This is a genomic window from Paraburkholderia sp. Tr-20389, assembly GCF_017104565.1.
Lineage (GTDB): Bacteria > Pseudomonadota > Gammaproteobacteria > Burkholderiales > Burkholderiaceae > Paraburkholderia.
Map to the genome: position 1 here is coordinate 128,404 of NZ_JAAGPD010000031.1, position 9,506 is coordinate 137,909.

At 58.7% G+C, this 9,506-nt stretch carries 10 protein-coding genes and 1 pseudogene; 4 read left to right on the forward strand and 7 right to left on the reverse strand.

What is annotated here, in order from left to right:
• Window positions 1–448 precede the first annotated feature (448 nt).
• Together G3N95_RS26335 and G3N95_RS26340 are read right to left on the reverse strand one after the other, a co-directional pair.
• The gene (locus G3N95_RS26335; protein WP_205973000.1) at window positions 449–1,453 is read right to left on the reverse strand and encodes an AraC family transcriptional regulator; all 1,005 of its coding nucleotides are present in this window, start codon (window positions 1,451–1,453) and stop codon (window positions 449–451) included.
• Complete coding sequence (locus G3N95_RS26340; RefSeq protein WP_205973001.1) at window positions 1,453–2,235, reverse strand: SDR family oxidoreductase; 783 nt, start codon at window positions 2,233–2,235, stop codon at window positions 1,453–1,455. Before G3N95_RS26340 ends, G3N95_RS26335 begins: the two co-directional genes overlap by 1 nt.
• 505 nt (window positions 2,236–2,740) lie before the next feature.
• Here G3N95_RS26340 and G3N95_RS26345 point away from each other — a divergent pair.
• Window positions 2,741–3,544, forward strand: a complete 804-nt coding sequence (locus tag G3N95_RS26345) for a hypothetical protein (RefSeq protein ID WP_205973002.1) — start codon at window positions 2,741–2,743, stop codon at window positions 3,542–3,544.
• A 138-nt stretch (window positions 3,545–3,682) separates the two neighbouring features.
• Here G3N95_RS26345 and G3N95_RS26350 read toward each other — a convergent pair.
• Together G3N95_RS26350 and G3N95_RS26355 are read right to left on the reverse strand one after the other, a co-directional pair.
• Window positions 3,683–3,880, reverse strand: a pseudogene (locus G3N95_RS26350) (RidA family protein); the annotation flags it as partial.
• Between the two features lie 49 nt (window positions 3,881–3,929).
• Window positions 3,930–4,847 carry a LysR substrate-binding domain-containing protein gene (locus G3N95_RS26355; RefSeq protein WP_205973003.1) on the reverse strand — a complete coding sequence of 306 codons (918 nt, stop codon included), beginning with the start codon at window positions 4,845–4,847 and terminating at the stop codon, window positions 3,930–3,932.
• Window positions 4,848–5,221: 374 nt separating this feature from the next.
• Between G3N95_RS26355 and G3N95_RS26360 the strand changes: the two genes are divergently transcribed.
• Complete coding sequence (locus G3N95_RS26360; protein ID WP_205973004.1) at window positions 5,222–6,040, forward strand: alpha/beta hydrolase; 819 nt, start codon at window positions 5,222–5,224, stop codon at window positions 6,038–6,040.
• Between the two features lie 312 nt (window positions 6,041–6,352).
• Window positions 6,353–7,126, forward strand: a complete 774-nt coding sequence (locus G3N95_RS26365) for an MBL fold metallo-hydrolase (protein WP_205973005.1) — start codon at window positions 6,353–6,355, stop codon at window positions 7,124–7,126.
• A gap of 200 nt (window positions 7,127–7,326) precedes the next feature.
• Here G3N95_RS26365 and G3N95_RS26370 read toward each other — a convergent pair whose 3' ends face one another.
• Both G3N95_RS26370 and G3N95_RS26375 read right to left on the reverse strand, forming a co-directional pair.
• Window positions 7,327–7,548, reverse strand: coding sequence for a hypothetical protein (locus G3N95_RS26370; protein ID WP_205973006.1), 222 nt, complete (start codon window positions 7,546–7,548; stop codon window positions 7,327–7,329).
• Window positions 7,545–7,811, reverse strand: a complete 267-nt coding sequence (locus G3N95_RS26375; protein WP_197496807.1) for a hypothetical protein — start codon at window positions 7,809–7,811, stop codon at window positions 7,545–7,547. The genes G3N95_RS26370 and G3N95_RS26375 overlap by 4 nt, the downstream gene beginning before the upstream one ends.
• A 245-nt stretch (window positions 7,812–8,056) precedes the next feature.
• Between G3N95_RS26375 and G3N95_RS26380 the strand changes: the two genes are divergently transcribed.
• Window positions 8,057–8,911 carry an MBL fold metallo-hydrolase gene (locus tag G3N95_RS26380; protein WP_205973007.1) on the forward strand — a complete coding sequence of 285 codons (855 nt, stop codon included), beginning with the start codon at window positions 8,057–8,059 and terminating at the stop codon, window positions 8,909–8,911.
• 380 nt (window positions 8,912–9,291) lie between these two features.
• On the opposite strand, the gene G3N95_RS26385 is transcribed toward G3N95_RS26380, so the two are convergent.
• Window positions 9,292–9,506, reverse strand: a 215-nt coding sequence (locus G3N95_RS26385; RefSeq protein WP_205973008.1) for a transposase, incomplete at its 5' end; no start/stop codon positions are given.

Sequence of the window (9,506 nt, forward strand, 5' to 3'; positions counted from 1 at the left end):
TCACGTTCGGCCTGCTTTTCGAACCGTGGTTTTTGTGGTGAGCGTGCGTATTGGACCGCGCGAACCGGAACAAAGCCGTGTGCAACCACGGGGGTTCGACATCGAACTTCCGGATACGGCAAGGCGTCAATCGCTCGCACCGTCGCTCAGACATTCAGGCTTCCGTTTTCGCATCAGGAACCGCACAGTCAATTCGCATGTAGAAGTGTCGCTTCTCGGCCATAGCGGACGTTGAAGTGTCGGCCACCGTGAGACAGGTGATCAGCGCTTTGCTGCCATTCGCACAGTCGTAGCCTCGAATGTCAGGTACCGGTGCGATTGAATGAGTACTCGCGACCCTAAGCGCCCGGTTGGCCCCGAAGGGAGACGATGTCACATTTCGGAGCGAAGCGGCCACGCGACTTACCGCAGGAACCCAGTTGATTCAATTATTCAGACAGCGTCTGCGTCACACCGGACGAGCGTGCATGTTGCGGTATTCCCCTGGCGTAACACCCGTCCATCCCTTGAAAGCACGCAGGAATGAGTTGGTATCCTGAAAACCAATCAGGAACGCAATCTCGCCAGGCGAGATTGCCGAGTGGGCAAGGTAGTAGCTAGCCAGTTCCTGTCGCGTGCCGTTAAGCACGTCCTGATAACTGACCGCTTCGTCGGCGAGATGGCGCTGTAGCGATCGCTTGCTCATTGCCAGCCGGCTCGAAATATGGTCGATGCTGCTCTGGCCGCTCGGCAGCATATCGAGCAGCGCGCTGCGTACGCGTTCGCGCGCGCTTGCATCGGCATCGAGTTTCGAGAGTCGCGCCTGTAGCTCCGGCTCGAAGAATTGCCACATGGCAACGTTCTCGGTCAGGAACGGTCGCGCGGCGTCCTCTGCCGAGAAGCTGATGCGATTGTGGCTACCTTGCTGTAAGCGGCAGCCGAGAAACTCCTCGCACGGCCTGGTCTCACTCGGCAGGGTCGCCAATTCCGCATCTATCGGGTTAATCGCGTGCCGCGTGGCGAGACGCGCCAGTTGCGTGAAGAAGACCACTTCCATCGCGCATAGGCTGCGCGGTAGCGGACGGTCGTAGCCATAGCATTCGATGAGCACCTCAGTACAGTTTCGACCAATGGTTACATCCAGCGCCAATGGTCCGCAAAGGCGCTTGTATTCCGCGAGCCGGGTGAGCGCGACATTCAGATTCGGGCTGCACAGGCATGCGAAGAGCGACGTATCGAAGGCCTCGACCGAGATCCCGCTACCAAGCCGTACCGGCAACTGTGCTTCCCCGATCATCGTCTCGAGACTGTGAAAGATACGAAAGTATTCGGCAGGCGTCAGCGAGGCATCCTTGCGGCTAAAAAGGTCGGCGGGCAGCTCGGCCAGCGCTAGCAAGTCGCCGGGTGCGATGCCCATATCGACGACGATCAGTCTCCATCCGGGATGCAGGGAAAAGCGGGTAGCCTGCTTCATCAAGCAGCCTTTTCCATCGCCTGCCGCGACATCTTCAACACTGTTTTGCGCGGCAGTAACGGAACAATCCAATCGAGCATGATTTTCAGCTTGACTTCATTGAAGGCCACCAGTTCGCCGCGCTCCATGGCCTCGTAGCCGCAGCGTGCCGCTGAATCTGCTGACTTGGCGTTCTTCCAGACGCTCACGCCTTGCAGATCGCCGGCGGCGACGAAACCAGTCGCCACCGCGCCGGGGCATAGTGCCGTGGCGGTCACGCCGTACTCGCGGACTTCTTCGGCAATAGCCTGAGTGAACGAGGTGACATAGGCCTTGGTCGCGTAGTACACGGCCTGGAGGGGGCCCGGCATGAACGATGCGGTCGAAGAGACATTCAAGACACGTCCACGCCGACGGGCCACCATGCCCTTCAGGTAGTGATGTGTCAGGTTGGTCAGCGTCACGATGTTGACCTGCATCATCGCCTGCTCGGCCTGGAGATTGCGTTCGGCAAATTTGCCGTGGCCGCCAAAGCCGGCGTTGTTGATCAGGATGTCGATGGAAAGCCCCAGTGCCTCAGTGGCAGCAAAGACTCGATCGGCCGAACCGGGGTCGGCGAGGTCTTCCGCGATGACATAAGCTTTCACGCCATGCTTCGTCTGGAATTCCTGCTTGATTGATTCGAGCTTGTCACGCGAACGCGCAACCAGAACGACATCGCCGCCCTTGCTTGCATGGATGCGCGCCAGTTCCAGACCGATGCCGCTTGACGCGCCAGTGATCAATGCCATTGCGGGTTTCATGCCTTCTTCCTGGTTTGATTGGATAGCCAGATAGTAGGCGTTTGAGCCACGGGTTACACTAGCAAAACGCGCCATGCACAATTCCGATCGCGCCAATTCGGTTGCGCACAACAGACGCGCCGTCGGGCAAGTTTTGGACGGAAGCAGTCGCCTGAATGACAAGGCAGCGGATAGAGCGACTGGCCGAAACTGGCCGATTGTACGCATTCGTGAGAGTCATCCGAAAGCTGCCATTGAATATCTCAACGACAGCTCTCCTGAGCCTTCGTTGAACTGGTGCTCTCGGCGACAACCTGCCGTTCGGTAAGGAGGAAAATGTGCCGTTGGAACGACTGCATTACTTCGGGACCCGTCATTGACGCCTCGTTAGTTCGGAAGTCTCTTCCGGGTGTTTGCTGCATTCGCCGTCGGCCCGGACTCGGTCATGGACGTTACTTCGCGCTTGCCGTGTCCTCGACAGGACACGCGACCACGTGGGACTATGCGAAGCTACCGGGAGGTTTCAATGACTGGTCACGATCAGTTGCATCCATTACGCCCGCTCCTGAAGAATTGGGTCTGGGAACATGGCCGCATCGGTACTCGCTATCTGGATTGCATCGATGGCGAAATCAAGTTTGATGAAGGTAAGAAATCGCGCTTTGCGGCCGAAAAATATGTCTATGTGCCGCTCGATAAAGACGCTGATGAGGATGCGTCTGCGGCTGGCCCTGTGCTCCAGGAAGCGGGACTTGCTCGGTTCTTACGGGCAGCGCAGTTGGGCAAGCCAGAAGACGCTGGCTCTGTGACGGAGGTCCAGCGCGCAGTTCAGGACTGCGTCGAACTCGGGCTTTTCAGCGCATATCAGTCGGATGCACGTGAGGCATTGGCCCGCTATGCACAGGAGCCAATGTTCGAGGATGAAATCCGCGCTGCGGTTGTCGCTGATGTTCGGCGCATTTACGCGGCCACGCGGGGGCAACTGGCACTGTACGATTTCAGTGTGCTTTACGGCTTGCCAACGCCGCTGCTTATCAGTGAAACGCCCTTTATCGACTGGCGCGTGCGCACGAGTCCGGCGCTACCGTTCGTATCACTTCCGCTTGGACCTTACTGCCTGTTGGTAGGCGCGGCGTCGGGCAGGAGCAGCCGCATTGGCCCGGTGGTCTGGAAGGCCGCTGCCGCACTTGGCCCGTTGAAGGACCACAACCGGCAAATTGCGGAGAACGCGCATGTGTGGCTGGTGGCGACCACTGACGACCAGCTCGTCGCTGCTCAAAATCGCTTCGTTGCGTCCAAAAGCCCCAAGCCAGACGATGCGGCGCGCTGAATGAATTCGGCGGGGAACGCACGGTCGAGAGCGACTCAAGCTTTGCGCTCCCGCGTTGGTACCCGACGTCTAAACAGGGCCGATACTGATGGACGGTTGTAGCTGTCGCGCAGGGCGGATCGCATGAACCGGTGATTCTCATCGCTTCAATTCGAAAATGCTGTCAATCTCAACCGGGATGCCCATCGGCAACGTATGCACCCCCAGCGCGCTTCTAGCCGGAAGCTTGTCTTGTCCGAACAACGTCAGCAATAGGTCACTGGCGCTGTTTGCAACTTGGGGATGTTGTGTGAACGACTGTCCGGCACGCACGTAGACTGTCAGACGGCTGCATCTTCGGTAAAACGGCCATCCGTCTCGAAGTGACCGAGCCGACGTCCATGACCTAGACGGCATAGCGAATGATGCTTTGATCTTGAACATTTGCGATCAACTCGTCCGCACGAGATAGCAGTCGAAGAAGTAACGGGTTCGAATTTGCATCGCTGTATCCCAAGACGAGATCAATCGTCGGGGGTACGCCGTCAAGCGCCCTTGCAACAACGTTTGGTGTCAGCATATTTTGCGCATACAGCGGGATAAGCGTAACGCCACCCGTTGACGTAACGAGCGACATTGCGGAAGGGAGGTTTTCGCCCTCGTAGCCCGCCTTGAGCGTTATTCCGACACTCGATGCGTAGTGCTGAATCACGGATTCCAGTACGGGAGAAGTCCTGGACGAACTGACGTAAATTTGGCTGGCGAGATCCTGCGGCCGCATTTTCTTGCGTGACGTCAGCCGATGGTCTGCCGGCAGTACGGCGATCAGTGGCTCCTTCGCCAGAACTTTGAATGAGAGGCCAACGGTCTGTCTCTCGGGACGAAGGAAAGCGACGTCCAGCTTTCCTCGCATCAGCCCGAGAGCGAGTTCGGGCGAGGACTGACTGCACAGAGTAATCTCGGCCTCCGGTGCCTCCTCGCGGAGGATGCGCAGCGCGTGGGGTAACCAAACGACTTCCTGGCCGGCAATGAAACCCATGGCCAAGACAGGTTTTTCCGGCTGTTCCGCCCGCCGTGCGCCGTCAACAGCCGCTTCGACTTGCAACAGCGCCAGACGCGCGTGATCAAGGAAAATTTTTCCGGCGGTGGTGAGCACCATGCCGCGTGCCTGGCGCTCCAGCAACTTCACACCCACTTCGGATTCAAGATCGCGGATCTGCCGGCTCAGCGACGGCTGCGACGTGTGCAGTCGCCGCTGGGCGGCCGTCAACAGGCCTCCTTCCTCCGCAACCGCGATGAAATATCGCAAATGTCGAAGTTCCATTGGCTCTCCTGTATGCCTTTGAGGCATAGGTCAAATCGTAGAAAGTCTTTGTCATCGAGGCAAGGGATACCTATATTGCAACGGCTGCCGTATCGACGAGCCAAGCGCCCAGGTGGGTTTCTCACTGGCGTGGTCACCGCATTCCGAGCGCTCAATCACAGGCCGATTCTTGTACTCGATGCGTCCAGGCGCCAGGAGCAAGGGCGTCGCGCCGAGAGACATTTAGAGATCCATCGCAGCGTTGTCGGAGTGCACTCCGCTCGCACGTTTTCAAATGCGCATGAAATACGACTTCAAAAGAAGCCGCCGGCAGCATTCTCGATGTCTCGCGGAGAACCAACACTTCAATCAATCTCTTATAGGAGGTATCAGCGATGCCTACGATCACCACTCCGGACGGCGTAAAGATCTTCTACAAGGACTGGGGGGCCGGTCAGCCGATCGTCTTCAGCCATGGCTGGCCCCTGTCGGCCGACGACTGGGACGCGCAGATGATGTTTTTCCTTCACCACGGCTACCGGGTGATCGCCCATGACCGGCGCGGGCATGGGCGGTCCGAGCAAGTCGGCACGGGCAACGACATGGACCACTGGGTCGCCGACCTCGCTGCACTGACCGAACACCTCGGCGTTCGCGACGCGATCCACATCGGACACTCCACAGGCGGCGGCGAGGTGGCCCGCTATGTTGCTCGCCACCAGGAGCGGGTCGCCAAGGCAGTGCTGGTGGCCTCGTTGACGCCGAACATGGTGAAAACCGGCGCAAACCCTGGAGGTCAGCCGCGGGAGTGGTTCGACGCGGTCAAGTCAGGCGTGCTTGGCAATCGGTCGGAGTTTTACCGGGCAGTCCCGGAGGGCCCGTTCTATGGATTCAACCGTGCGGGCGCCAAGCCGTCTGAGGCGGTGATCGCGAACTGGTGGCGCCAGGGTATGGCCGGCAGCGCCCAGGCCCACTACGAGACCGTATTCTCCTGGCTGGAGGACTACACCGAAGATCTGAAGAAGATCACTGTGCCGGTACTGGTCATGCATGGCGACGATGACCAGATCGTCCCGTTCGCCAGTTCGGTGCCCCGCGCGGTCGACCTGCTCGCGAACGGTGTGCTGAAGACATACACTGGCTTCCCGCACGGCATGCTGACCACCCACGCAGACGTCCTGAACCCCGACCTTCTCGAGTTCATCAAATCCTGACGGGAGGCCAGCCCGAACCAGGACCAGGCAATTCGAGTGGCGCGTTCCACGGGTGCGCCACTCGATCTGGGCGTCCGCTCAGGTCGAGTGCGGTCAGCCGCGACACCCAGTGTCCGGCTCGAAGCACTCACTCGCCATCTGCGCTGAAGAACGGCCTTTCTGAAAGAGAGTTCCGAACCATTCCCCGATGGGACTGCTCTGGCAAGTTGTCGTTACCTCCCGCGCAGCAAATCGACGATCCAATTTTCAACGCTCTCGAAGTGCGACGCGGAGTGTGTCAAAGTAACGGCTCATACTGCTGTGAGCGACTTCATGACCACGCTACCGATTGCCGACCGATGGTTCGAACTCAAACGCTTCAGCAACGACATTACCCTGCTTTGGGAACCCCACGTCGTACCGCTGATGCGTTGCAATATCTGGCATGTGCGCGGACGCGACCGGGACCTGATGATCGACACAGGAATGGGCATTGTCAGTCTGCTGGATGCAGCCAGGCACTTGCTGCAGAACGACGTCACCGCTGTTGCCACGCATACGCATCAGGATCATATCGGCGGACATCACGAGTTCAAGCACACGCTGGTTCACGAGTTGGAGGCAGACAACCTGCGCTCGCCGCGTAAGTCGGGCACCCTTCTGGCGTCGGTATTGGGCGCCGAAGCAATTGGCCGCTACCGCGACGCTGGTTATCCGTTCGACGGCGATCTGATTACGGCTCTTCCCAGTGCCGATTACTCGATGTCCGACTACTGCGTGCGGGCCGCAACGGTCACGGAAATCGTCAGGGAAGGGAACATCGTCGATCTTGGCAACCGGCATTTCGAAGTGCTGCATCTACCCGGCCACTCGCCGGGCAGCATCGGTCTATGGGAAGCCGTATCCGGCACACTGTTCTCGGGCGACGCGATCTACGATGGCCCGCTGCTGGATGAGATAGGCGGTGCTGATATTCCGACTTATGTGCGCACGATGAAGCGTTTGCGTGAATTGCCCGTGCAAGTGGTCCACGCTGGACACGACGGGAGCTTCGGGCGGGAACGACTGGTCGAGTTGGTCGATGCCTATCTGGCTAAACGCGCCTGATTGTTGGCCCGCTCTGCCGCCCGGTGCGTTGCCGGCCGGGCCTCGCGCAGCAAGGGGACAGTTGACGAATGTCGGCCACAAACGGTCATTCGAGGTTGGGCTTAGAATCGTCGACAATCTACCGTCTGTGTGCCCCTGCGATCCTCAGCGGCGAGAGCCCAAGGGTGAATGGCCGGCATGATATGCGTCGTGCCGGCAGACTACTGCCCGCTCCAGTCGCCAGAGTAAAGGTCATAGACCATCATGTGCTGTAGCGCTTGCCGAATCTTGTCTTCTCCGACGGTGTCAAACAAGCGGGTCGGGATTGCAATCCCGACGTGCTCAGAGTCGATCGAAAAAACTTCGGCTCGACCATTGAGTATGCCAAGGCTACGTTCGACATCGTTCAGGGGTATACCGCGAATCATAAGTTGAAAGCTCATGACCGTTTCACCCGAATCTCTGCAATATCTCCGAGCGCATGATGCAGGCAGCCTTCAAGATCGTCTGCCACCTTTTGTCCACGGACATCATAGACCACAACAAATCTAGCAGTAGGCAGCGGCACGTGTTGTCGGCCAAAGAGTACACGCGCCCGAACGTACGCAACGCTTAGGTTCAGTGCTACTTGCGTCTCGACATAATGATTGGCGATCAGTGTATGTTCCGTGGCGTCCGCTGTAGAAAATTCTGGCGTGAACATCATATTTTTATCCGAAGGTTCCCGACTGTTGAACGGCTGTTCTGGGGAAAACTGAAGGGCAGATCAGGGTCGATTTTGCGCCTTCGCCGGTGGCACGAATTACGTGCAATGACGGCCAGTCAAGAGGTGAAGTGCTACGAAGCTCGATCCTTCGACATCCTTCCGTTGCCCCGGTCGTGTCTGGGTGGTCGAAAGGGCTAACATGGGAACTGTGAGGTTGCCATGCGTCGTCAGGACCCGGGCATCGAATGAAGCCACCACGCAATACCGACTCTGTCCCAGGGGAGTGGTATATCGACACAGCGTGCATCAATTGCGGTGCATCGCGTCACGTCGCGCCTGGGCTGATTGTCGAACGAAACGACAAGAGCGTCTTCGTTCGGCAGCCCGTCACGCCGGAAGAACAGTCTGCTGCCTGGCGTGCGATGTTCGTATGTCCTACAGCATCAATACGCAGCGAAACGAAGCAGCCTCGCCCGAACGCCGCGATCTTTCCGCAGCAGATCATATCGGGGGTGTGGCGCTGCGGATTCAACGCCCGGTCGTCGTTTGGCGCGCATTCCTATTTTGCCGCGCGATCGGACGGCAATCTACTGATCGACTCACCGCGGTACGCGGCGGAACTGGTGAAATGGTTTGATGCTTCGGGTGGCATTGCGCACATCCTTCTGTCACATCGTGACGACGTTGCAGACGCAGACAAATACGCGCACCAGTTCGGATCTCGTGTCTGGATCCACTGCGAGGACAGTGTGGCTGTGCCATATGCTACGGATCTGCTTGACGGATCGACACTGAGCATCGCGGCCGGCGTGCGCGCAATCCCGATGCCTGGGCACACTCGCGGTAGCGTCGTGTACCTGCTCGATGATCGGGTGCTCTTCTCGGGTGATTCACTTGCCTGGAGCCCACGCGATCAGGACCTCATCGCGTTCAGGGACGCGTGCTGGTACTCCTGGACCGAACTCACTGAATCGCTTGGCAAGCTGGCGGCCTATCGTTTCGAATGGCTGCTTCCGGGTCATGGCTGGCTTGCGCACTTGGCGGCCACAGAAATGAGTGCTCGCTTGCTCGCGTTGGTTGCACGCATGCGAAATGGTTGAGGTCGCCGGGATAGCTCCTTCCGGCATGAGGCGTTTCGAACCCGTCAGCTTCTGGCGCTGAACGGGGAACCGGCCGACTGAGAGCGGCCAGGCAGCAGTATGTCGAGGCAATCTGTCAGCGGTGGCGTCAGGCCTCGACCGGACTCGTCGGCAGCAGTGCAATCCGAGCTGAGGTCTTGAATAACATTGCGGCGACGAAGGTAGCTAATGCGACATCGCAATTCGGTCAGTTAGGGAAGGTCTGAACAACCCGTTTTCTGCTTTGGATACCGAAGTTGGGCGCTCAGAGTGAAGGGCGCGGCGTCACTTGCACCGTATTGAGCCGCGACCGGTGACGTCCTGGCCACCGGCGCTGCGTCCATACGTTGCATTTTCGTCTTTCATTTCGCTTTGCACAGCGCCTTGCGCGCCAACCAGAGATTGACCAGCGCGAACTGCGTTTCGATCTGAGCCGTGTTCTTTGCCAGCCCCCGATACCTCGCCTTCACATATCCAAACTGACATTTGAGCACCCGGAACGGGTGCTCTACCTTCGCTCTCACGCCCGCCTTGAGTCGCTCGATCTTGTCGTAGATCCGGTCGAGCCGCTTGCTTT

What these genes read in the sequence shown, in the direction of transcription:
- G3N95_RS26370 (WP_205973006.1), bottom strand. Translation starts at nt 7,548, where the DNA reads ATGAGCTTTCAACTTATGATTCGCGGTATACCCCTGAACGATGTCGAA.
- G3N95_RS26360 (WP_205973004.1), top strand. Translation starts at nt 5,222, where the DNA reads ATGCCTACGATCACCACTCCGGACGGCGTAAAGATCTTCTACAAGGAC.
- G3N95_RS26365 (WP_205973005.1), top strand. Translation starts at nt 6,353, where the DNA reads ATGACCACGCTACCGATTGCCGACCGATGGTTCGAACTCAAACGCTTC.
- G3N95_RS26340 (WP_205973001.1), bottom strand. Translation starts at nt 2,235, where the DNA reads ATGAAACCCGCAATGGCATTGATCACTGGCGCGTCAAGCGGCATCGGT.
- G3N95_RS26335 (WP_205973000.1), bottom strand. Translation starts at nt 1,453, where the DNA reads ATGAAGCAGGCTACCCGCTTTTCCCTGCATCCCGGATGGAGACTGATC.
- G3N95_RS26355 (WP_205973003.1), bottom strand. Translation starts at nt 4,847, where the DNA reads ATGGAACTTCGACATTTGCGATATTTCATCGCGGTTGCGGAGGAAGGA.
- G3N95_RS26375 (WP_197496807.1), bottom strand. Translation starts at nt 7,811, where the DNA reads ATGATGTTCACGCCAGAATTTTCTACAGCGGACGCCACGGAACATACA.
- G3N95_RS26345 (WP_205973002.1), top strand. Translation starts at nt 2,741, where the DNA reads ATGACTGGTCACGATCAGTTGCATCCATTACGCCCGCTCCTGAAGAAT.
- G3N95_RS26380 (WP_205973007.1), top strand. Translation starts at nt 8,057, where the DNA reads ATGAAGCCACCACGCAATACCGACTCTGTCCCAGGGGAGTGGTATATC.